Origin of the sequence: Acidovorax sp. YS12, from assembly GCA_021496925.1 — a bacterium.
In the GTDB taxonomy this organism is placed as follows: domain Bacteria; phylum Pseudomonadota; class Gammaproteobacteria; order Burkholderiales; family Burkholderiaceae_C; genus Paenacidovorax.
The window spans coordinates 1,464,504-1,485,403 of record CP053915.1; the positions used below are offsets into that span (position 1 = coordinate 1,464,504).

The window sequence follows — 20,900 nt, forward strand, 5'->3', positions numbered from 1 at the left end:
TTCAGGGCGCTGGAGCGCGGCAGTGCGGGTTTGCTCTTAAAACAGGAGCTGGTAGCGCTTGTCCCATAAGGGTTTCATAATTAAATTGATATGGAACCCTTGTGTATCAAGCGCCAGAAGCTCTCTTTTCAGGAGCGAAACTGCGACAGGAAACGGATGTCGCCATCGAAGAACAGGCGCAGGTCGTTCACGCCATAGCGCAGCATGGTCAGGCGGTCCGGCCCCATGCCGAAGGCGAAGCCGATGTATTTCTCGGGGTCCAGCCCCATGTTGCGCACCACGTTGGGGTGCACCTGGCCCGCACCCGACACCTCCAGCCAGCGGCCCGCAAGCGGCCCGGTCTGGAACTGGATGTCGATCTCGGCGCTCGGCTCGGTGAACGGGAAGAAGCTGGGGCGAAAGCGCAGCACCAGGTCGTCCTGCTCGAAGAAGGTCTTGCAGAAGCCGGTGAACACGACCTTCAGGTCCTTGAAGCTCACGTTCTCGCCGATCCACAGGCCCTCGCACTGGTGGAACATGGGCGAGTGCGTGGCGTCGCTGTCCACGCGGTAGGTACGGCCCGGGGCGATGACGCGGATCTCGGGCATGGCCTGCCCGGCATCGAGCAGCGCACGGTACTTCTTCACGTGCTGCACGGCAAAGCGCACCTGCATCGGGCTGGTGTGCGTGCGCAGCAGGTTCGGCGCCTCGGGCGTGCCGCCCTCGACGTAGAAGGTGTCGTGCATGGAGCGCGCCGGGTGGTCCTCGGGCGTGTTCAGCGCCGTGAAGTTGAACCAGTCAGACTCGATCTCGGGGCCCTGCGCCACGTCGAAGCCCATGGAGCCGAAGATGCGCTCGATGCGCTCCAGCGTGAGCGAGACCGGGTGCAGCCCGCCCTGCCCCTGCTGGCGGCCGGGCAGGCTCACGTCCAGCGCCTCGGCCTTGAGCTGGGCCTGCAATTCGGCATCGGCCAGGGCCTGGCGGCGCGCCGTCAGCGCGGCCTCGATGGCCTGCTTGGCCACGTTGATGGCGGCGCCGCGCGACTTCTTTTCCTCGACGGAAAGCTGGGCCATGCCCTTCATCAGCTCGGTCACGCGGCCCGACTTGCCCAGAAACTGGGCCTTGGCGTTTTCCAGCTCGGCGGGGGTGGCGGCCTGCGCAAACTGCTGCTGCGCGCTCGCCACCAGGGAATCCAACTCGTTCATACGACTCTCGTGCATTCGTGCATGCGTGAAAAGAAACAAGGGCTAGCGCCTTTTCAAGCCCTAGCCCTTGCTGGTAGTGCGCTGGCAGCTATCGAAAAGATAGCTACCGATCGTGAACTCAAGCAGCCAGCTTGGCCTTGACTTGCTCCACGATGCTGCCGAAGGCAGCCTTGTCGTGCACCGCGAGGTCGGCCAGCATCTTGCGGTCGATCTCGATGGCCGCCTTCTTCAGGCCGTTGGCGAACTGGCTGTAGGTCAGGCCCAGTTCACGGGCAGCGGCGTTGATACGGGCGATCCACAGCTGGCGGAACACGCGCTTCTTGGTACGGCGGTCACGGTAGGCGTACTGCCCGGCCTTCATCACCGCCTGCTTGGCGATGCGATAGACGTTGCCGCGGCGGCCGCGGAAACCCTTGGCCAGAGCCAGAACCTTCTTGTGACGGGCGCGTGCCGTTACACCACGTTTGACGCGAGGCATGTGTTTTCTCCTTGTTCGTCAGTGAATTACAGGCCGGCCTTGGGCAGCATCTGCGCCATGTGACCCATGTTGGTCTCATGCACAGCAACCGCACCGCGCAGGTGGCGCTTGTTCTTGGTGGTCTTCTTGGTCAGGATGTGACGCTTGAAGGCTTGGCCGCGCTTGACGGTGCCACCCGGACGAACGCGAAAACGCTTCTTCGCGCTGCTCTTGGTCTTCATTTTGGGCATGTGAATGCTCCTTTATGCGTGCCCGCGAGGCGTTTGCGCTGAATGCGCAACCTTGTCGGCCCCCGAGTCACTTCTTCATCTGCCAGCACCCCTTGCGGGGTGCCAGCGGATCCTTGGCGCTTCAGGCCGCCGGAGCGGCCGCCGCTGCACCTTCCGCCGCCGGCTTGCCGGCGGGCTTTTTCTTGCCCGGCGCGATCATCATGATCATCTGCCGGCCTTCGAGCTTGGGGAACTGCTCCACCACGATCAGGTCCGCGAGATCGTCGCGGATGCGGTTGAGCAGCGCCAGGCCCAGCTCCTGGTGCGTGATCTCGCGGCCACGGAAGCGCAGCGTGATCTTGCACTTGTCGCCTTCCGCCAGGAAACGGCGGATGTTGCGCAGCTTGATGTTGTAGTCGCCATCGTCGGTACCGGGACGGAACTTGACTTCCTTGATCTCGATGACCGTCTGCTTGGCCTTGGCCTCCGCCGCCTTCTTCTGTTCCTGGTACTTGAACTTGCCGTAGTCCATCAGGCGGCAGACCGGCGGGTTGGCCGTGGCGGCGATTTCCACCAGGTCCACGTCCATGTCGCCCGCCATGCGCAGGGCTTCTTGCAGGCTGACGATGCCGATAGGCTCGTTCTCAGGGCCAGACAGGCGCACTTCGGGCGCCGTGATTTCACGGTTCAGGCGGTGCTTGCGCTCCTCGCGCTGCCGACGGTCACGAAATTCAGTAGCGATGGTTTTCACCTTCAATCAAAATGCTACAAAAAGCGTAGCTGCTGACGCACGAACGACAATGGTTTGCGCGCAAACTCATGCAAGCGGTGATTCACGAATCAGGCTTTGGAGGCAATGTCCCGTGCGATCAGTTCGACGAAGGCGTCGATGGACATCACACCGAGGTCTTTGTTCCCCCGGGCGCGCACCGCAACCGCACCGGCTGCCTTTTCCTTGTCGCCGGCGACGAGGATGTAGGGCAGCTTTTGCAGCGCATGCTCGCGTATTTTATACGTGATCTTTTCGTTACGCAGATCAGTCACCACCCGCAGGCTTTGATTCGGCAAGGCTTTGTGCAGCTTTGCGGCAATTTCACGACAGTAGTCGGCTTGGGCATCGGTGATGTTCAGCACCGCCACCTGCACCGGCGCCAGCCACACCGGCAGCGCGCCAGCGAATTGCTCGATCAGGATGCCGATGAAGCGCTCCAGGCTGCCCACGATGGCGCGGTGCAGCATGATGGGGCGGTGGCGCGCACCATCCTCGCCGACAAATTCGGCGTCCAGCCGCTCGGGCATGTTCGGGTCCACCTGGATAGTGCCGCACTGCCATTCGCGCCCCAGCGCGTCCTTGAGCACGTATTCGATCTTCGGGCCGTAGAACGCGCCCTCGCCCGGCAGGTACTCGAAGGTGCAGCCCGAGGCGCGCAGCCCTTCGGCCAGGGCCGACTCGGCACGGTCCCAGCTTTCCTCGCTGCCGATGCGCTTTTCCGGGCGGGTGGAGAGGCGGTAGAGGATCTCGGTAAAGCCGAAATCCTTGTACACGCGCTGCAGCAGCGCCGTGAAAGCCGCCACTTCCGTCTGGATCATGTCCTCAGTGCAGAAGATGTGGCCGTCGTCCTGCGTGAAGCCGCGCACGCGCATGATGCCGTGCAGGCCGCCCGTCGGCTCGTTGCGGTGGCAGTTGCCAAACTCGCCGAAGCGCAGCGGCAGGTCGCGGTAGCTCTTGATGCCCTGCTTGAAGATCAGGATGTGCCCCGGGCAGTTCATCGGCTTGAGCGCGTAGTCGCGCTTCTCGCTCTCGGTGATGAACATGTTCTCGCGGTACTTGTCCCAGTGGCCGGTCTTTTCCCACAGCGTCTTGTCGAGGATCTGCGGGCCCTTGACCTCCTGGTAGCCGTTGTCGCGGTACACGCGGCGCATGTACTGCTCCACTTCCTGCCACAGCGTCCAGCCCTTGGGGTGCCAGAACACCGTGCCGGGCGCGTGTTCGTCGATGTGGAACAGATCCAGCTCACGGCCGAGCTTGCGGTGGTCGCGCTTCTCTGCCTCCTCCAGCATGTGCAGGTACTGCTGCAGTTCGTCCTTCGACGCCCAGGCCGTGCCGTACACGCGCTGCAGCATTTCATTGCGGTGGTCGCCGCGCCAGTAGGCGCCGGCCACCTTCATCAGCTTGAAGTGCTTGAGCTTGCCGGTGCTGGGCACGTGCGGGCCTCGGCACAGGTCCTCGAAGCTGCCCTCGCGGTACAGGCTGACATCCTCGTTGCTCGGAATGCTGGCGATGATCTCGGCCTTGTAGTGCTCGCCCAGTCCCTTGAAATACGCCACCGCCTCGTCGCGCGGCAGCACACGGCGCACCACCGGCTCGTCCTTGGCCGCCAGTTCCGTCATGCGCTTTTCGATGGCCGCCAGGTCCTCGGGGGTGAACGGGCGCTTGCACGAGAAGTCGTAATAAAAGCCGTTCTCGATCACCGGGCCAATGGTGACCTGCGCCTCCGGGAACAGCTCCTTGACCGCATAGGCCAGCAAGTGGGCGGTGGAGTGGCGGATCACCTCCAGGCCCTCCGGATCCTTGGCCGTGATGATCGACAGCGGGCTGTCCTGCGTGATCCGGTAGCTGGTATCCACGACCTTGCCATCGACCTTGCCGGCCAGCGCCGCCTTGGCCAGGCCTGCGCCAATCGAGGCCGCCACCTCGGCCACGGTGACCGGGCCGGGGTACTCGCGCCGGGAACCGTCGGGGAGCGTAATCTGAAGCATGTGTGCAAATCCTTGTTCAACTGAGAGATACGGTGCGCGCTCCCGGCCGCAAAGCAAAAAGCGCGGAACACGGTCCGCGCTTTTCGAGGGGAAAGAGAAGGCTCTCGTGCAGGCGCGAACGGCCAGCCTCAACGGCTGGGGAAAATCTCCGTGGTAGTTCGCGGTGTCATAACCAGCAATGCCTTTCTCGCCCTTGTGTGTTGAAAACAGGCATTTTAACCTGCACCAACGAAAAAGGCCCGAAGCCGAAGCTCCGGGCCTTCCTCACAACGCAAAGATCAGTGGAACTGCTCTTCTTCGGTGGAACCGGTCAGCGCCTTCACACTGGAAGAACCGCCCTGGATCACCGTGGTCACGTCGTCGAAGTAGCCCGCGCCCACTTCCTGCTGGTGCGACACGAAGGTGTAGCCCTTGTCGCGTGCGGCGAATTCGGGCTCTTGCACCATGTTCACGTAGTGCTTCATGCCTTCGCCACGAGCGTAGGCATGGGCGAACTGGAAGGTGTTGAACCAGTTGATGTGGATACCGGCCAGCGTGATGAACTGGTACTTGTAGCCCAGGGCCGACAGTTCTTCCTGGAAGGAAGCGATCTGGCTGTCGTTGAGGTTCTTCTTCCAGTTGAACGAGGGCGAGCAGTTGTACGACAGCAGCTTGCCGGGGTTGGCGGCCAGCACGGCCTGGGCGAATTCGCGGGCGAAGCCGATGTCGGGCACGCCGGTTTCGCACCACACCAGGTCGGCGTAGGGCGCGTAGGCCACGCCGCGGCTGATGGCTTGCTCCAGGCCGTTCTTGACGCGGTAGAAGCCTTCTTGCGTGCGCTCGCCGGTCAGGAAGGGCTTGTCGTTGGCGTCGTGGTCGGACGTGATCAGGTTGGCGGCTTCGGCATCCGTGCGGGCCAGGATGATGGTGGGCACGCCCATGGTGTCGGCGGCGAAGCGCGCGGAGATCAGCTTCTCGATGGCTTCCTGCGTGGGCACCAGCACCTTGCCGCCCATGTGGCCGCACTTCTTCACAGCGGCCAGTTGGTCTTCGAAGTGAACACCGGCAGCGCCAGCGGCGATCATGTTCTTCATCAGCTCGAAGGCGTTCAGCACGCCGCCGAAACCGGCTTCGGCATCGGCCACGATGGGCAGGAAGTAGTCCACGAAGCCTTCATCGCCAGGGTTCACGCCACGGCTCCACTGGATTTCGTCGGCGCGCTTGAAGGTGTTGTTGATGCGGCGGACCATGGTGGGCACCGAGTCATACGCATACAGCGACTGGTCGGGGTACATGGTTTCCGACGTGTTGCCGTCGGCGGCGACTTGCCAGCCCGACAGGTACACGGCTTCCAGGCCTGCCTTGGCCTGCTGCATGGCCTGGCCGGCGGAGATGGCGCCAAAGGCGTTCACATAGCCCTTCTTGGCGCCGCCGTTGACCTTGTCCCACAGCTTCTCGGCTCCGCGGCGCGCCAGCGTGTACTCGGGCTGCAGGCTGCCGCGCAGGCGCACCACGTCGGCTGCGGTGTAGCCGCGCTTGACACCCTTCCAGCGGGGGTTCTGGGCCCAGTCTTTTTCCAGGGCGGCGATCTGCTGTTCGCGGCTCAGTTGGCGGTTCAGGGAATCAGGCATGAAGTCACTCCATCGGGTTGGTTGATAACGGTGGGCATCCAGCGCTGCCCATGGGGATAACTCTAAGTCTTCTATAAGACCCATGCAAGCTCTTATGTCTTATACAAGAGATAAAAATTTTCTCTTCAAAATCAACAACATGAGCAAAAAATATCTCAATGTGAAATAAATTTTCTCAGATTGAGAAATCACACGATCGCACAAGGCACGCAGTTTTTTGCATGGTGAAGTCATTCTTTCGCTCTATGGAATCTGTTGGCTACGGCTCCAGCATGGATAGGGCATGATGCGCCATTCATCGCCCCCCCCTCTTTCTCGTGAGCACCCCGAGCCGCCCCCTCGCCTATCTCTGCCTGGCCCTGAGCATGTCGCTCGTGGGCAGCTACGTGGCACTGTCCAAGCCACTGGCGGCCACGCTGCCCATCTTCCTGCTGGCCTGGCTGCGTTTCGGCATCGGCGCCATTGCCATGGCGCACTGGCTCCCCAAGCCTGCCGACGAACCCCCTTTGACGGCCTCGACGCGCAGGCTGCTGTTCCTGGAAGCGTTCCTGGGCAACTTTCTGTTCACGCTGTGCATGATTTCCGGCGTGAGCCTGACCAGCGCCGTCACGGCCGGAGTCATCATGGCAGGCATTCCTGCCGCCGTGGCGGTGATGAGCTGGTTTTTCCTCAAGGAGCGGATCAGCGCCCGCACCTGGTTCGCCGTGGCCTTGGCCGTGCTCGGCATTGGCCTGTTTGCGCTATCGAAACCAGAGCAGTCAGCGCACGGTACACCGGCCCTCGGAGGCGAAAATGCCCCAAACATGGCGTGGCTGGGTCACCTGCTCCTGGTGGGCGCCGTGCTGTGCGAGGCAGCGTATTCGGTGATCGGCAAGAAGCTCACCGGCACGCTCGGGCCGAAACGCATCACCTCGTTGATCAACCTGTGGGGGTTTGCCCTTGCCACGCCGCTGGGCGTTTATACGGCGCTGCGCTTCGACTTCAGCGCCGTGGGCTGGAATACCTGGCTGCTGCTGCTGTTTTACGCACTCGCGGCCTGCATGTGGACCGTGTGGCTGTGGATGACGGGCCTGAAAGCCGTTCCGGCGGCCCAGGGCGGCATCTTCACCGTACTGCTGCCGGTCAGCGCCGCGCTGGTGGGCGTGCTGGCGCTGGGGGAATCCTTCAACGCCATGCAGCTTCTCGCCTTTGCCCTGGCGCTGGCCAGCGTCCTGCTGGCTACCCTGCCCTCGCGCCTGGCAAGGCGCGTCGGCTCATAGCGGTCGGCTGCTGACGACCATCCCATCGGCATCAGCGTAAAGCCAGTCGCCAGGCCGCACCCACACACCCTGGATCTGCACAGGCACATCGCTGCGGCCCTCGCCACGGCGCTCGGTGGGCATCGGCACCAGGCCCAACGCACGAATGCCCACGGCCGCCGCCTGCAGCTCGGCCACGTCGCGCACGCAGCCATTCACCACCAGGCCCGCCCAGCCGTTCTTGGCCGCGGCTGCCGCCAGATTGCCCCCCACCAGGGCGCGACGCAGTGAAGCGCCGCCATCGACCACGAGCACGCGCCCCTGGCCCGGCGACTCGACGGCGGCCTTGACCTGGGTGTTGTCCTCGAAACATTTGACGGTGCTCACCGGACCGCAGAAAGAGGCAATGCCGCCATAGCCATGGAACACCGGGGGCAGCACACGCAATTCGCCCTGGTCATCGCCCTTGTGGGCGTCACAAAAATCGCAGGTGCTGAAGGAAGGAGAAGAAGCCGCTGTGGTCATGTATGCATCCCTTTCGAATCGTTGCTCAGGTTACGGCCGCCACACCAGCGCCACCGCGGGCGCATTGTCGCGCCAGCGAGCCCCTGGGGTTTGCCCGCAGTGCCCCAGCGCAACAATTAGAGGCAAAAAAGCATGCCGCCAGCTTGGAAAGCGGATTTTTTCCCAGTAGCATCGCCCTGCCAGTGGAGCAGTGCCGTTTTCGCTGGTGTTACCTACGACTCCCAGAAGGATTGAACCGCTATGGCAACTGCTGCAAAGAAGGCCACCGCACCCAAGACCGAAGCCGCCGCTAAAAAGCGCACCCCCAACGCGGCCTTCATGAAACCCCTGACGCCCAGCCCTGCGCTGGCTGCCGTCGTGGGTGCCAAGCCGCTGCCGCGCACCGAGATCATCAGCAAGCTGTGGGCCTACATCAAGGAACACAACCTGCAAGACCCCGCCAACAAGCGCATGATCAACGCCGACGCAAAGCTCAAGGACGTGTTCGGCAAGCCCCAGGTGTCGATGTTCGAGATGGCTGGCCTGATCGGCAAGCATGTGAAGTAAGCAGATTTCACCCCCAAAGCCGGCACCGCCGGCTTTTTTTACGCCTGCCGTATCGGTGATTTCAGGCCGGGTGAAGGCAAGGCACGAACCCAAACGACGGCCCGCCCCCACTGCAAACAATGAAATAGCCAGGCCAAGAATTACAAATGCGATGAATTCGTATTTATAATGCGCTTCATCTTTTCTTCAACAGCCAGCCATCCGGCCCGTCGCCATGATCGTCTGTGTTTGCCGCCGCATCTCTGACCGTGAAATCGCACGCCATGCCCGCGCGGGCATGAGCTTTGACGAGATCCAGTTCGAGCTCGGCGTCGCCACCCAATGCGGCTGCTGCGAAAGCAGCGCGCGTGACGTGGTGGCGCAATGCTGCGCCAGCCAACCCATGGCAGCATTGCGCAACGAGACGCATGCCGGGGCCAACCAGCTTGCCAACATCCACTTGGAAAGCTCCGCATGCCATTGCTCTCAACCCTTGCAGGCAGCCTGATATTGGTCGTAGGCTCTGCCTGGTGGATTTTCCGCAAGTAAACACCGATAGACCCTCTGCTCCGGGGCACGCCACCCAAGTGCCTGTGGCCCCCTCCTATGTCCTCATCCGATAGATTCGCCCCGGCGCCCGGCCTGAGCCGCAACGCCGTCATCATCCTGTCCGTGGTGCTTTTTCATGTAGCCGCCCTCTGGGCGCTGCAGACGGGCCTGCTGCGCCGCGCGGCGGAAATCGTCATTCCGGCCCAGGTGCTGGCCGAATTCCTGGCCCCCCCCGCCCCCGAGGTCAAGGAACCGCCACCACCCGCTCCGCCGCCGCCCAAACCCGCGCCGCGCCAGCCCGTGGTGCGGCAGCAGGCGCCGCTTCCCGTGGCCAAACCCGATCCCACCCCGTCGCCCAATGCGCCCGTGGGCGTGGCCGAGCCCATGCCAGCGCCCGTCACCGAAGCGCCGCCCGCACCTGCAGCACCGCCAGCCCCCCCCGCGCCACCGGCTCCGCCACGCATCGAGCTGCCATCGAGCAACGCGGCCTATCTGAACAACCCCAAGCCCACGTATCCGGCAATCAGCCGCCGCATGGGCGAACAGGGCAAGGTGGTGCTGCGCGTGTTCATCGACGCCGAAGGCACCCCCCAGCAAATCGAGATCCGGCAATCCAGCGGCTATGAGCGGCTGGACCAGCAGGCCCTGGATGCCGTACGCCGCTGGCGCTTCGTGCCCGGCAAGCGCAACGGCGTGCCCGAGGCCATGTGGAACATCGTCCCCATCAATTTCGTACTCGAATAATTTTCAGGAGTTTTCATGGATTCGCATTTCGGCCTTGCCAGCGTCTGGACCCAAGGTGACTTTGTCACCCGCGCCGTCGCAGTGATTCTTCTGGCCATGTCGCTGGCCTCTTGGATCGTCATCCTCATCAAGGCACTGGACATCGTGAAGTTCAAGAAGCATGCCCGCGGGGCGCAGGACTTCTGGCACAGCGAGGACTTTGCCGCCGGCCTGGCCAAGCTCGGCACTGATCCCACCAACCCCTTCCGCCACCTGGCGCTGGAAGGACGCGAAGCCACCGCCCACCACCGAAATACCAAGGCCCACCTGCACGACACCCTGGACGTCAGCGATTGGGTCACGCGCTGCCTGCGCAACTGCATCGACGAATTCACCGCGCGCCTGCAATCGGGCCTGGCCATCCTGGCCTCGGTGGGCTCGACGGCTCCCTTCATCGGCCTGTTCGGCACCGTGTGGGGCATCTACCACGCGCTGGTGGCCATCGGCACGTCGGGGCAATCGACCATCGACAAAGTCGCAGGCCCCATCGGCGAGGCGCTCATCATGACGGCCCTGGGCCTGGCCGTGGCCATTCCCGCGGTGCTGGGCTACAACGCGCTGGTGCGCGGCAACAAGTCCATCCTGAACCGCCTCAACAGCTTCGCCCATGACATGCACGCCTACTTCGTGACGGGCGCGCGCGTCTCGGCCAGCGGCGAGACGGCCAAGGTGCTGCCCCTGAAGAAAGGCGCGTAAGCCATGGCTTTCGGAACCCAGGACGACGCCGATGAGGTGATGAACGAGATCAACATGACGCCGCTCGTCGACGTCATGCTGGTGCTGCTCATCATCTTCATCATCACCGTGCCGGTGATGAAGCACTCGGTCAACGTGGACCTGCCCAAGGCCCAGAACCAGCCCGAGGAGACCAAGCCGGAAACCGTGCGCCTGACGGTGGACGCCGATGGCAAGTACCACTGGAACGAGTTCGCCATCACCGACGAGGATCTCGTGCGGCAACTGGAGGCCGAGGCGGCGAAAGAGCCGCAGCCCGACCTGCACATCCGCGGCGACAAGAACGTGCGCTACGAGCGCGTGGCCCAGGCCATGGCGGCAGCCCAGCGCGCCGGCGTGCGCAAGATCGGCTTCGTCACCGACCCCCAGTAAACGCCCCGCGCGGCGGGCTGCGCAGGCAGCCCGCCCCCCTCCCCCTCTCACCACACACCCTCCAACAAAAAAACTTCAAGCCCTCTTGCATTTTTAAATGCTAATGGTTATCATTAACAAAGTTGATTGAAGGACTCGACATGCACAGCAGCCTGACCGCCACGACGCCGTACCACCTGCCTGTTCTGAACGCCCAGGGCATGCCCGCAGCCGCCGCCCTGTTCGATGGCCCGCTGCCTGCGGGTGCCGTGGACAGCAGCGCCCTGCTGCAAGGACAAAAGGCCGTGTCCATCGTGCACAACGGCTCCATTTACCGCTTGCAAGCCACCAAGCTCGGCAAGCTGATCCTGACGAAATAGGTTTCATCGTGGGGCGACTCCGGCCTGGTACGGGCCCAAGGGTCGTTTTTGCCAGCCAAAGGGTTCTCCTCCCTGGTAGCCAGGCGTTTTTTCCCCACCGCGCGGCAGCCCCGCGCACCGCCCTCCGGGCGCAGGCGGCTGCCTTTGGTTATGATTCCAGCCTGCTATGGAACCTCCTCCCCGATGGCGCATGACTGCGCCCCTCTCCCTCCTCCCTCCCTCCCCTGATTCCGCGCCGCGCCCCGCGCCATGTGCACCCCGCCCTGACACGGCTGCAGGAGCTTCGCCATGGAATGGCTGAACCTGCACTGGGTCTCGGACCCTTCGATCTGGATCGGCCTGTTCACGCTGATCGTGCTGGAGATCGTGCTCGGGGTGGACAACCTCGTGTTCATCGCCATCCTGGCCGACAAGCTGCCGCCCGACCAGCGCGACAGGGCCCGCGTGATCGGCCTGGGCCTCGCGCTGGGCATGCGCCTGGTGCTGCTGTCGGCCATGTCCTGGCTGGTCACGCTCACCACGCCCCTGTTCAGCGCCGGGCCGGTGAGTGTTTCGGGGCGCGACCTGATCCTGCTGGTCGGCGGGCTGTTCCTGCTGTTCAAGGCCACCACCGAGCTGCACGAGCGCCTGGAAGGCTCGCAGCACAGCAGCAGCGATGCCCCGCGGGCCTACGCCAGCTTTGGCGTGGTCGTGGCGCAGATCGTGCTGCTCGACGCGGTGTTCTCGCTCGACTCGGTCATCACCGCCGTGGGCATGGTCGACCACCTGGCCGTGATGATGGCGGCCGTCGTCATCGCCATGGCCGTGATGCTGCTGGCCTCCAAGCCACTGACACGCTTCGTCAACGCCCACCCCACCGTGGTGGTGCTGTGCCTGAGCTTCCTGCTCATGATCGGCCTGAGCCTGCTGGCCGAGGGCCTGGGCTTCCACCTGCCCAAGGGCTACCTGTATGCGGCCATCGGCTTCTCGATCATGATCGAGTTCTTCAACCAGTGGGCGCGCCGCAACGTGCTGCGCAACGAGGCGCGCGTGCCGCTGCGCGAGCGCACGGCCGACTCCATCCTGCGCCTGCTCGGCGGCCGCAACACCCCGGCCAGCGATACCCCGCATGCACCGGACAGCCCCGCGGAAGCACCGGCCTTCGGCCAGCAGGAGCGCCACATGGTCAGCGGCGTGCTGTCGCTGGCCGAGCGCAGCGCCCAGTCGGTGATGACGCCGCGCGCCGACATCCAGTGGATCGACCTGGACCAGGAGCCCGAAGCACTGCGCGCGCAGCTGGTGCAGACGCGCCACGGCCTCTTTCCGGTGGCCCATGGCGAGCTCGACCGCCTCGCGGGCGTGGCGCGCGCGCGCGACCTGCTGGCCGACCTGCTGGCCTACGGCAAGATCGACCTGACGCGCAGCCTGCGCCAGCCGCTGGTGGTGCCGGCCTCGGTGAACGTGGTCAAGCTGGTGGAGCAGATGCGCCACTCACGCGCCCAGGTGGCGCTGATCAGCGACGAGTTCGGCAGCATCCTCGGCCTGGTGACGCCCATCGACCTGCTCGAAGCCATTGCCGGCGAGTTCCCCGACGAAGGCGAGCAAACCGAGATCCAGCCCCAGGCCACGCCGGGGCACTGGATCGTCGATGGCCTGGCCGACCTGCACGCACTCGAAGCCGCGACCGACGTGCGCCCGCTGGCCGACAGCGACGACTACAGCACGGTGGCCGGCTTCCTGCTGGCGCGGCTGGAGCAGTTGCCCGCCGAGGGCGAGGTGCTGGAGGCCATGGGCCTGCGCTTCGAGGTGCTGCGCATGGACAAGCGCCGCATCGCGCTGGTGGACGTGCGGCGCATCGAACCGGCTCTGGCAGCGGCGTGAAACTATTAAAAGAATAGCTGCCAGCGCTTGCCCAGCAAGGCCAAACCCCGAAAAACCCTTAAAAAAAACCCGGCAGCGCCGGGTTTTTTGCATGGCGGGAAGGGCTTATGCGCCTTCGCGGCTGGCGCGCTTGCGCTCGTGCTCTTTCAGGTGGCGCTTGCGCAGGCGAATGCTCTTGGGCGTGATTTCCACCAGTTCGTCGTCCTCGATGAACTCGACGCCGTATTCCAGCGTCAGGTCGATAGGCGGCGTGATCTTGATGGCATCTTCCTTGCCGCTGACGCGGAAGTTGGTCAGCTGCTTGGTGCGGGTGGCGTTGACGATCAGATCGTTGTCGCGGCTGTGGATGCCGACGATCATGCCTTCGTACACCGGATCGCCGGCCTTGACGAACATGCGGCCACGGTCGTCCAGCTTGCCCAGGGCGTAGGTGAAGATTTCACCGTCGTCCATGGAGATCAGCACGCCGTTCTTGCGGCCGCCGATCTCGCCCTTGTGCGGCTCGTAGCTGTCGAAGATGTTGGAGATCAGGCCGGAACCACGGGTCAGGTTCAGGAACTCGTTGGTGAAGCCGATCAGGCCGCGCGCCGGGATGCGGTACTCCAGGCGCACGCGGCCCCGGCCATCGGGTTCCATGTTGACCAGCTCGCCCTTGCGTTCGCCCAGGGCCTGCATGACGCCGCCCTGGTGGCCTTCCTCGATGTCGGCGGTCACCAGCTCGATCGGCTCGCAGCGCTCGCCGTCGATGTCCTTGAACACCACGCGCGGCTTGGACACCGCGAGCTCGTAGCCTTCGCGGCGCATTTCTTCCAGCAGGATGGTCAGGTGCAGTTCACCGCGACCGGACACTTCGAAAATGCCGTCCTCGTCGGTTTCCTTGACGCGCAGCGCCACATTCGAGCGCAGCTCCTTCTGCAGGCGGTCCCAGATCTGGCGGCTGGTGACGAACTTGCCTTCGCGGCCGGCCAGCGGCGAGGTGTTCACGCAGAAGTTCATGGTCAGCGTGGGCTCGTCGATCTTCAGCATGGGCAGCGGCTGCGGGTTCAGCGGGTCGGTGATGGTCTCGCCAATGCCGATGTTCTCGATGCCGTTGACCAGCACGATGTCGCTCGGGCCGGCCTCGTTGACCTGCACGCGGTCCAGGCCCTGGAACTTGTGGATCTGGTTGACGCGGCCCTTGTAGCTGGCGCCATCGGGCCCGGCCATGACCACCACGTCCTGGCCCGCGCGCAGCGTGCCGGTGTTGATGCGGCCCACGCCGATACGGCCCACGAAGGTGGAGTAGTCGAGCGCGGAAATCTGCATCTGCACCGGCGCGTCCGGGTCACCCTTGACCGAAGGCACATGCTTCAGGACGGTGTTGAACAGGGCCGACATGTCGGGGCCCCACTGCTCGCCCGGGGCGCCCTGCTCCAGCGCGCTCCAGCCGTTGATGCCCGAGGCATAGACCACGGGGAAGTCGAGCTGCTCGTCGTTCGCGCCCAGCTTGTCGAACAGGTCGAACGCGGCGTTCACCACCTTGTCGGGGTTGGCGCCGGGCTTGTCCACCTTGTTCACCACCACGATGGGCTTGAGGCCCAGGGCCAGCGCCTTCTTGGTGACGAAGCGCGTCTGCGGCATCGGGCCTTCCTGCGCGTCGATCAGCAACACCACGCCGTCCACCATGGACAGGGCGCGCTCCACCTCGCCGCCGAAGTCCGCGTGGCCGGGTGTATCGAGGATGTTGATGTGCGTGCCTTCCCAGCTCACGGCGCAGTTCTTGGCCAGGATGGTGATGCCGCGCTCGCGCTCGATGGCGTGGTTGTCCATCACGGTATCGACGACCTTCTCGTGCGCAGCGAACGTGCCGGACTGGCGCAGCAGCTGGTCGACCATGGTCGTCTTGCCATGGTCAACGTGGGCAATGATGGCGATGTTGCGGATTTGAGTGCTCATAGCGGGTGGCTTTCAATGTGTCTTGGAGGGTTCGGCACCGTTGTGCGGGCCTTGCAGGATTTGCTGTATTTCGAGGGGACTGAGCAGGCGGTCGGGAATCAGTTCGCCCTGCCGCGCATGGGCCACGCCCAGCAGCGCGGGCGGATGCTCGGCGTAGACGGCCACGGCGCCGGCATCGGGCCAGGGCCCGCGCCGGCGCATGCCGGAGAGGAAGCGCCCGGCATCCTGCTCATTCAGCGTGACCACGGCATGACCAGCCAGCAGGGTCTGCACCGGCTGCACGCAGGCCAGACGCTCGTCTTCGGCCATGGCTTCGAGCTGCGCCAGCGTGACGCAGCGCGCCACGCCAATGCCGCCGGTTTCGACGCGGCGCAGAAAGCTGAGGTGCGCACCGCAGCCCAGTGCCTGGCCGATGTCCTCGCCCAGGGTGCGGATATAGGTGCCCTTGCTGCACTGGACTCTTATTTTGATAGCTGGTTGCGCTTGCCCAGCTTGGGTTAGGGCCAGATTCAATGCATGAATCTCGACATCGCGCGCGGGCCGCTCGACTTCCACGCCGGCGCGCGCGTACTCGTACAGCGCCTTGCCGTCCTTCTTCAGGGCGCTGTGCATCGGCGGGACCTGGCGGATGGGGCCGGTGAACTGCGCCTGCACGGCGGCCAGGCGCTCGGGCGTGAGCTGGGCGGGATCGACCTCGCGGCGCTGCAGCACCTCGCCCTCGGCGTCGCCGGTGCTGGTGGTCATGCCGAGCAGGGCGACGGCCTCGTAGGTCTTGGGCGCATCGAGCTGCAGCTGGCTGAACTTGGTGGCGGCGCCAAAGCACAGCGGCAGCACGCCACTGGCCAGCGGGTCGAGCGTGCCGGTGTGGCCGGCCTTCTCGGCGCGCAACAGCCACTTCACCTTCTGCAAGGCGTCGTTGCTGGAAAAACCCAGGGGTTTGTCGAGCAGCAGCACTCCGTGCACCGGGCGCCGCTGCACCCGGATGCGGGGAGCGCGTTCGGTCATGCTGCGTCGTCGTCCTTGGAACGCGAGGCGACCGCGCGCGCGATCAGCGCATTCATGTCGGCCGCGCGCTCGGTGGTGCGGTCGAACAGGAAATGCAGCGTGGGCACCGTATGGATGTGCAGGCGCTTGAACAGGCCGTTGCGCAGGAAGCCCGCGGCCTGGTTCAGCGCCTCCTGGGTGGCGTCCGCGTCGCCGATGAGGACGCTGAAGAACACCTTGGCGTGAGCGTAGTCTGGCGTCACCTCGACGGCCTGCAGCGTCACCATGCCGATGCGCGGGTCTTTCAACTCGCGGATCAGCTCGGACAGATCGCGCTGGATCTGGTCCGCGACCTTGAAGCCGCGGCCCGGCGTGGAGGATTTCTTCGCTGCCATGGCTTACAGGGTCCGCGCGATTTCCTTGATCTCGAAGAGCTCCAGCACATCGCCTTCGCGGATGTCGTTGTAGTTCTTGAGCTTGATACCGCACTCGAAGCCTTCCTTGACTTCCTTGACGTCGTCCTTCATGCGGCGCACCGACTCGACCTCGCCCGTGTAGATGACGACGTTCTCGCGCAGCAGGCGGAAACGGCAGCCGCGCGTGACCTGGCCCGACGTGACGTACGAACCGGCCACTGTGCCAATCTTGGAGGCCACGAACACCGTGCGGATTTCGGCCGTGCCGAGGGCTTCCTCGCGCTGCTCGGGGGCCAGCATGCCGGACATGGCGGCCTTCAGATCATCGACCGCGTCGTAGATGATGTTGTAGTAGTTCAGCTGAACGTCGTTGGTCTCGGCCGCCTTGCGGGCATTGGCGTCGGCACGCACGTTGAAGCCGATGACCAGCGCCTTGGAGGCGATGGCCAGGTTCACGTCGCTTTCGCTGATGCCGCCCACGCCGGCGTACACCAGCTGCACGCGCACTTCGTCGGTCGAGAGCTTGAGCAGCGAGGCGGCCAGCGCCTCCTGCGAGCCCTGCACATCGGCCTTGATGATGATGGGCAGGGTCTGCACCTCGCCCGCCTGCATCTCGGCGAAGACGTTCTCCAGCTTGGCGGCCTGTTGCTTGGCCAGCTTGGTGTTGCGGAACTTGCCCGCACGGTAGGTGGCGATTTCACGGGCGCGGCGCTCGTCGGACAGCACCATGAATTCGTCACCGGCCTGCGGTACTTCCGACAGGCCCTGGATTTCCACGGGGATGGAAGGGCCAGCAGATTTCGTCGCCTTGCCGTTTTCGTCGTTCATGGCGCGCACGCGGCCATAGGTCTGGCCGGCCAGCACCACGTCGCCCACCTTGAGCGTGCCGGACTGCACCAGCACCGTGGCCACGGGGCCGCGGCCCTTGTCGAGCTGGGCCTCGATCACCAGGCCCTTGGCCATGGCGTCCACCGGGGCCTTCAGCTCCAGCACCTCGGCCTGCAGCAGCACCTGCTCCAGCAGCTCGTCGATGCCCATGCCGGTCTTGCTGGAGACGGCCACGAAGGGCGAGTCGCCGCCATATTCTTCGGGCACCACCTCTTCGGCCACCAGCTCCTGCTTGACCTTCTCGGGATTGGCTTCGTGCTTGTCGGCCTTGGTGATGGCGACGACGATGGGCACCTTGGCCGCCTTCGCGTGCTTGATGGCTTCGCGCGTCTGGGGCATCACGCCGTCGTCGGCCGCGCACACCAGGATGACGATGTCGGTCGCCTGGGCGCCGCGGGCACGCATGGCCGTGAAGGCCTCGTGGCCGGGGGTGTCGAGGAACGACACCACGCCGCGCGGCGTTTCCACATGGTAGGCGCCGATGTGCTGCGTAATGCCGCCGGCTTCGCCCACCGCCACCTTGGAGCGGCGGATGTAGTCCAGCAGCGAGGTCTTGCCGTGGTCCACGTGGCCCATGACAGTGACCACGGGCGCACGCGGCAGCAGCTCGGCCTGCTGGTTCGACACTTCCTCGTCGGTGAAGGCCTCGGGGTCGTCCAGCGCAGCCACCACGGCCTTGTGGCCCATTTCCTCGACCACGATCATGGCCGTATCCTGGTCCAGCGGCTGGTTGATGGTGACCATCTGCCCCATCTTCATCAGCGCCTTGATGACCTCGCTCGCCTTGATGGCCATCTTGTGCGCCAGCTCAGCCACGGTGATGGTCTCGGGCACGTGCACTTCGATGATGCGCGCCTCGACCGGCGCGGCCTGCTGGTGCTGGCGCTCATCACGGTCATTGCCACGGCGGCCGCGCGGACCGCCGCGCCAGTTGTTGCGCCCCACGCCGCCACTGGTATCGCCGCGGGTCTTGATTTCCTTCTTCTTGGCGGTGTCGTTGGCCCAGCTCGAGGACAGCTTGGCGGACTTGACCTCCTTGCCGGCACCGCCAGGCGCCGCCGCCGGGGCACCGGCGCGTGCGCCAGCGCTGCCTGCTGCAGGCTTGTGCAGCGTGCCCTTCTTGGCGTCGGCCGCGGGCGCAGCGGCGGGCTTGGGCTCTTCCACCGGCTTCTTGGCCACCAGCACCTTCTTGGGCGCGGCCATCATGGCGCGAATGGCCTCGGCCTCCGCCAGGGCCTTGCGGCGGCGCTCGTCCAGATCCTTGGCACGCGCGGACTCCTCGGCCGCACGGGCCTGGGACTCGGCTTCCGCCTTGGCGCGGGCCTCGGCCTGGGCCACGGCACGGGCCGAGGCGTCGGCAGCGGCTTGCTGCTGGGCTTCCTCGCGCGCGGCGTTGGCCTGTGCCTTTTTCTGCGCCTCCTGCGCAGCGTAGGCAGCAGCACGCTCCTCGGCCTCGCGCTCGCGGCGTTCGCGCTCCTCGCGTTCGCGGCGCTGCTCCACCAGCTCTTCTTCCTGGCGGCTGATCAGCTCGGCCTGGCGGCGCGCCTCTTCCTCGCGGCGCACCAGTTCCTGGTCCTCCTGGGACGGCGCGGCATGCATGGCAGCGCCAGAGGCCTCGGCGTCGGTCTCGTCACGCTTGATGAGGGTGCGCTTCTTGCGCACCTCCACCTGGATCGTGCGCGCCCGGCCCGTGGCATCGGCCTGCTTGATCTCGCTGGTGGACTTCTTGACCAGCGTGATCTTCTTGCGCTCGGCCGTGCCATGGCTGGCCTGCAGGTAGGCAAGCAGCTTCTGCTTGTCAGGCTCGGTCAGGGCGTCCTGCGACGAAGCCTTGGCCACCCCGGCGGCCTTGAGCTGCTCCAGGAGGGTTTCGGGCGATTTTTTGAGTTCAGCGGCAAACTCGGCGACAGTGTTCATCGACATATTCGGTACGTACCTCCCTGACCTTTACTCTTGCCCCGTGAACCAGTGCTCGCGCGCCTTCAGGATCAATGCCTTGGCGTCTTCAGCGGACTGGCCGGTCAGTTCGGTCAGCTCATCAATGGCCAGATCGGCCAGGTCGTCGCGCGTGTGCACGCCGCCCTCGGCCAGCTTGCCCAGCAAGTCTGGCGTCAGGCCTTCGAGGTCGCGCAGGTCCTGCGACGCGCTGCCCACGCTTTCCTCGCGGGCGATTTCCAGGGTGAGCAGCGCATCCTTGGCACGCGCGCGCAGCTCGTTGACGGTGTCCTCGTCGAAGCTCTCGATGTCGAGCATCTCCTGGATCGGCACATAGGCCACTTCCTCCAGGCTCTCGAAGCCTTCGGCGATCAGGATGTCGGCGATTTCCTCGTCCACATCGAGCTTTTCCATGAACAGCTTGCGCGTGGCGCTGGTTTCCTCGGCCTGCTTCTGCGCCGACTCGGCCGCGTCCATGATGTTGATCTTCCAGCCCGTGAGGTCGGAAGCCAGGCGCACGTTCTGCCCGCCGCGGCCGATGGCGATGGCAAGGTTTTCCTCGTCCACCACCACGTCCATGGCGTGCTTTTCCTCATCGACCACGATGGACTGCACGTTGGCAGGCGCCAGCGCGCCGATGACGAACTGCGCTGGATCGTCGCTCCACAGCACGATGTCCACGCGTTCGCCCGCGAGCTCATTGGTCACGGCATTCACGCGCGTGCCACGCACGCCGACGCAGGTGCCGATCGGGTCCACGCGCTTGTCATGGCTCAGCACGGCGATCTTGGCGCGGCTGCCAGGGTCGCGCGCGCAGCTCTTGATTTCCAGCAAGCCCTGCTCGATTTCGGGGACTTCGTTGCGGAACAGCTCGATCATGAACTCGGGCGCCGCACGCGACAGGATGATGGGCGCGCCGCGCAGCGTCAGGTCCACCTCCATGATCATGGCGCGCACGCGGTCGCCGTTGCGCAGGTTTTCCTTCGGGATCATCTCGGAACGGCGCAGGCGGCCTTCCACGCGGCCGGACTCGACGATGATGTCGCCCTTGTCCATGCGCTTGACGGTGCCGGTGAAGATGCGCTCGCCACGGCTCATGAAGTCGTTGAGCAGCATCTCGCGCTCGGCGTCGCGAATCTTCTGCAGGATGACCTGCTTGGCGGCCATGGCACCGATGCGGCCGATGGGCAGCGACTCAATGGTTTCCTCGATGTACTCGCCTACCTGGATGCCTTCGACACGCTCTTGCGCATCCATCAGCAGTTCCTCGGCATCGGGATTCTGCAGGCCGGCATCGTCGGGCACGACCAGCCAGCGGCGGAAAGTCTCGTAGTTGCCGCTGTCGCGGTCGATGGACACGCGAATGTCCACCTCGCCCTCGTACAGCTTCTTGGTGGCTTGGGCCAGGGCCAGCTCCACCGCCCCGAAAACCACGTCGCGCTCGACGTTCTTCTCGCGCGAAATGGCCTCGACCAGCATCAACAGTTCGCGATTCATGCGACGACTCTCCTATTTTTCCAATCACCCGGGCGCCAGCCGCACCCAGCCGATCACC

20 protein-coding genes are annotated in these 20,900 nt (G+C 64.8%); 8 read left to right on the forward strand and 12 right to left on the reverse strand.

Features of this window, described 5'->3' with window-relative positions; genetic code table 11:
* Nucleotides 1-128: 128 nt before the first annotated feature.
* From pheS to aceA, 6 genes are all read right to left on the reverse strand, one after another.
* A complete protein-coding gene (pheS, locus tag YS110_06610; protein ID UJB64437.1) occupies nucleotides 129-1,184 on the reverse strand; it encodes a phenylalanine--tRNA ligase subunit alpha in 1,056 nt (351 codons plus the stop codon).
* 118 nt (nucleotides 1,185-1,302) lie between these two features.
* Nucleotides 1,303-1,662 (reverse strand): 50S ribosomal protein L20, encoded by a 360-nt coding sequence (gene rplT, locus YS110_06615; protein UJB64438.1) that lies wholly within the window; start codon nucleotides 1,660-1,662, stop codon nucleotides 1,303-1,305.
* Between the two features lie 26 nt (nucleotides 1,663-1,688).
* Nucleotides 1,689-1,892 (reverse strand): 50S ribosomal protein L35, encoded by a 204-nt coding sequence (gene rpmI, locus YS110_06620; protein ID UJB64439.1) that lies wholly within the window; start codon nucleotides 1,890-1,892, stop codon nucleotides 1,689-1,691.
* 121 nt (nucleotides 1,893-2,013) lie between these two features.
* The gene (gene infC / locus YS110_06625) at nucleotides 2,014-2,622 is read right to left on the reverse strand and encodes a translation initiation factor IF-3 (protein ID UJB67377.1); all 609 of its coding nucleotides are present in this window, start codon (nucleotides 2,620-2,622) and stop codon (nucleotides 2,014-2,016) included.
* 89 nt (nucleotides 2,623-2,711) lie between these two features.
* Complete coding sequence (thrS, locus tag YS110_06630) at nucleotides 2,712-4,631, reverse strand: threonine--tRNA ligase (protein UJB64440.1); 1,920 nt, start codon at nucleotides 4,629-4,631, stop codon at nucleotides 2,712-2,714.
* 278 nt (nucleotides 4,632-4,909) lie between these two features.
* Nucleotides 4,910-6,241 (reverse strand): isocitrate lyase, encoded by a 1,332-nt coding sequence (gene aceA / locus YS110_06635; GenBank protein ID UJB64441.1) that lies wholly within the window; start codon nucleotides 6,239-6,241, stop codon nucleotides 4,910-4,912.
* 293 nt (nucleotides 6,242-6,534) lie between these two features.
* Here aceA and YS110_06640 point away from each other — a divergent pair, with 293 nt between their 5' ends.
* Nucleotides 6,535-7,500 (forward strand): DMT family transporter, encoded by a 966-nt coding sequence (locus tag YS110_06640; protein UJB67378.1) that lies wholly within the window; start codon nucleotides 6,535-6,537, stop codon nucleotides 7,498-7,500.
* On the opposite strand, the gene rraA is transcribed toward YS110_06640, so the two are convergent.
* Nucleotides 7,495-8,004, reverse strand: a complete 510-nt coding sequence (gene rraA / locus YS110_06645; GenBank protein ID UJB64442.1) for a ribonuclease E activity regulator RraA — start codon at nucleotides 8,002-8,004, stop codon at nucleotides 7,495-7,497. The genes YS110_06640 and rraA overlap by 6 nt on opposite strands.
* Before the next feature lie 240 nt (nucleotides 8,005-8,244).
* Between rraA and YS110_06650 the strand changes: the two genes are divergently transcribed.
* The 7 genes from YS110_06650 to YS110_06680 all read left to right on the forward strand — a co-directional run bounded on the left by YS110_06650 (nucleotide 8,245) and on the right by YS110_06680 (nucleotide 13,187).
* Nucleotides 8,245-8,550 carry a DNA topoisomerase III gene (locus tag YS110_06650; protein ID UJB64443.1) on the forward strand — a complete coding sequence of 102 codons (306 nt, stop codon included), beginning with the start codon at nucleotides 8,245-8,247 and terminating at the stop codon, nucleotides 8,548-8,550.
* 214 nt (nucleotides 8,551-8,764) lie between these two features.
* Nucleotides 8,765-9,037 carry a (2Fe-2S)-binding protein gene (locus YS110_06655; protein ID UJB64444.1) on the forward strand — a complete coding sequence of 91 codons (273 nt, stop codon included), beginning with the start codon at nucleotides 8,765-8,767 and terminating at the stop codon, nucleotides 9,035-9,037.
* Between the two features lie 98 nt (nucleotides 9,038-9,135).
* Nucleotides 9,136-9,822, forward strand: coding sequence for an energy transducer TonB (locus YS110_06660; protein ID UJB64445.1), 687 nt, complete (start codon nucleotides 9,136-9,138; stop codon nucleotides 9,820-9,822).
* A gap of 15 nt (nucleotides 9,823-9,837) precedes the next feature.
* A complete protein-coding gene (locus YS110_06665) occupies nucleotides 9,838-10,557 on the forward strand; it encodes a MotA/TolQ/ExbB proton channel family protein (GenBank protein ID UJB64446.1) in 720 nt (239 codons plus the stop codon).
* 3 nt (nucleotides 10,558-10,560) lie between these two features.
* A complete protein-coding gene (locus YS110_06670) occupies nucleotides 10,561-10,968 on the forward strand; it encodes a biopolymer transporter ExbD (GenBank protein ID UJB64447.1) in 408 nt (135 codons plus the stop codon).
* Between the two features lie 200 nt (nucleotides 10,969-11,168).
* Nucleotides 11,169-11,327 carry a hemin uptake protein HemP gene (locus tag YS110_06675; protein ID UJB67379.1) on the forward strand — a complete coding sequence of 53 codons (159 nt, stop codon included), beginning with the start codon at nucleotides 11,169-11,171 and terminating at the stop codon, nucleotides 11,325-11,327.
* Between the two features lie 303 nt (nucleotides 11,328-11,630).
* Nucleotides 11,631-13,187: a TerC family protein gene (locus tag YS110_06680; protein UJB67380.1), complete on the forward strand. Its 1,557-nt coding sequence runs from the start codon at nucleotides 11,631-11,633 to the stop codon at nucleotides 13,185-13,187.
* 105 nt (nucleotides 13,188-13,292) lie between these two features.
* On the opposite strand, the gene typA is transcribed toward YS110_06680, so the two are convergent.
* Genes typA through nusA form a run of 5 tightly spaced genes read right to left on the reverse strand, consistent with a single transcriptional unit; the run spans nucleotide 13,293 to nucleotide 20,842 of the window.
* Nucleotides 13,293-15,122: a translational GTPase TypA gene (gene typA, locus YS110_06685; protein UJB64448.1), complete on the reverse strand. Its 1,830-nt coding sequence runs from the start codon at nucleotides 15,120-15,122 to the stop codon at nucleotides 13,293-13,295.
* Nucleotides 15,123-15,134: 12 nt separating this feature from the next.
* Nucleotides 15,135-16,127, reverse strand: coding sequence for a tRNA pseudouridine(55) synthase TruB (truB, locus tag YS110_06690; GenBank protein UJB64449.1), 993 nt, complete (start codon nucleotides 16,125-16,127; stop codon nucleotides 15,135-15,137).
* The gene (gene rbfA, locus YS110_06695) at nucleotides 16,124-16,501 is read right to left on the reverse strand and encodes a 30S ribosome-binding factor RbfA (GenBank protein UJB64450.1); all 378 of its coding nucleotides are present in this window, start codon (nucleotides 16,499-16,501) and stop codon (nucleotides 16,124-16,126) included. Before rbfA ends, truB begins: the two co-directional genes overlap by 4 nt.
* A gap of 3 nt (nucleotides 16,502-16,504) precedes the next feature.
* Nucleotides 16,505-19,333, reverse strand: coding sequence for a translation initiation factor IF-2 (infB, locus tag YS110_06700; protein UJB64451.1), 2,829 nt, complete (start codon nucleotides 19,331-19,333; stop codon nucleotides 16,505-16,507).
* Between the two features lie 24 nt (nucleotides 19,334-19,357).
* Nucleotides 19,358-20,842: a transcription termination/antitermination protein NusA gene (gene nusA, locus YS110_06705; GenBank protein ID UJB64452.1), complete on the reverse strand. Its 1,485-nt coding sequence runs from the start codon at nucleotides 20,840-20,842 to the stop codon at nucleotides 19,358-19,360.
* Nucleotides 20,843-20,900: the final 58 nt, after the last annotated feature.

Bases quoted from the DNA above. Each gene is read 5' to 3' on its own strand.
- pheS (UJB64437.1), bottom strand. From the start codon at position 1,184: ATGAACGAGTTGGATTCCCTGGTGGCGAGCGCGCAGCAGCAGTTTGCG.
- rplT (UJB64438.1), bottom strand. From the start codon at position 1,662: ATGCCTCGCGTCAAACGTGGTGTAACGGCACGCGCCCGTCACAAGAAG.
- rpmI (UJB64439.1), bottom strand. From the start codon at position 1,892: ATGCCCAAAATGAAGACCAAGAGCAGCGCGAAGAAGCGTTTTCGCGTT.
- thrS (UJB64440.1), bottom strand. From the start codon at position 4,631: ATGCTTCAGATTACGCTCCCCGACGGTTCCCGGCGCGAGTACCCCGGC.
- aceA (UJB64441.1), bottom strand. From the start codon at position 6,241: ATGCCTGATTCCCTGAACCGCCAACTGAGCCGCGAACAGCAGATCGCC.
- rraA (UJB64442.1), bottom strand. From the start codon at position 8,004: ATGACCACAGCGGCTTCTTCTCCTTCCTTCAGCACCTGCGATTTTTGT.
- YS110_06650 (UJB64443.1), top strand. From the start codon at position 8,245: ATGGCAACTGCTGCAAAGAAGGCCACCGCACCCAAGACCGAAGCCGCC.
- YS110_06655 (UJB64444.1), top strand. From the start codon at position 8,765: ATGATCGTCTGTGTTTGCCGCCGCATCTCTGACCGTGAAATCGCACGC.
- YS110_06660 (UJB64445.1), top strand. From the start codon at position 9,136: ATGTCCTCATCCGATAGATTCGCCCCGGCGCCCGGCCTGAGCCGCAAC.
- YS110_06665 (UJB64446.1), top strand. From the start codon at position 9,838: ATGGATTCGCATTTCGGCCTTGCCAGCGTCTGGACCCAAGGTGACTTT.
- YS110_06670 (UJB64447.1), top strand. From the start codon at position 10,561: ATGGCTTTCGGAACCCAGGACGACGCCGATGAGGTGATGAACGAGATC.
- YS110_06675 (UJB67379.1), top strand. From the start codon at position 11,169: ATGCCCGCAGCCGCCGCCCTGTTCGATGGCCCGCTGCCTGCGGGTGCC.
- typA (UJB64448.1), bottom strand. From the start codon at position 15,122: ATGAGCACTCAAATCCGCAACATCGCCATCATTGCCCACGTTGACCAT.
- truB (UJB64449.1), bottom strand. From the start codon at position 16,127: ATGACCGAACGCGCTCCCCGCATCCGGGTGCAGCGGCGCCCGGTGCAC.
- rbfA (UJB64450.1), bottom strand. From the start codon at position 16,501: ATGGCAGCGAAGAAATCCTCCACGCCGGGCCGCGGCTTCAAGGTCGCG.
- infB (UJB64451.1), bottom strand. From the start codon at position 19,333: ATGTCGATGAACACTGTCGCCGAGTTTGCCGCTGAACTCAAAAAATCG.
- nusA (UJB64452.1), bottom strand. From the start codon at position 20,842: ATGAATCGCGAACTGTTGATGCTGGTCGAGGCCATTTCGCGCGAGAAG.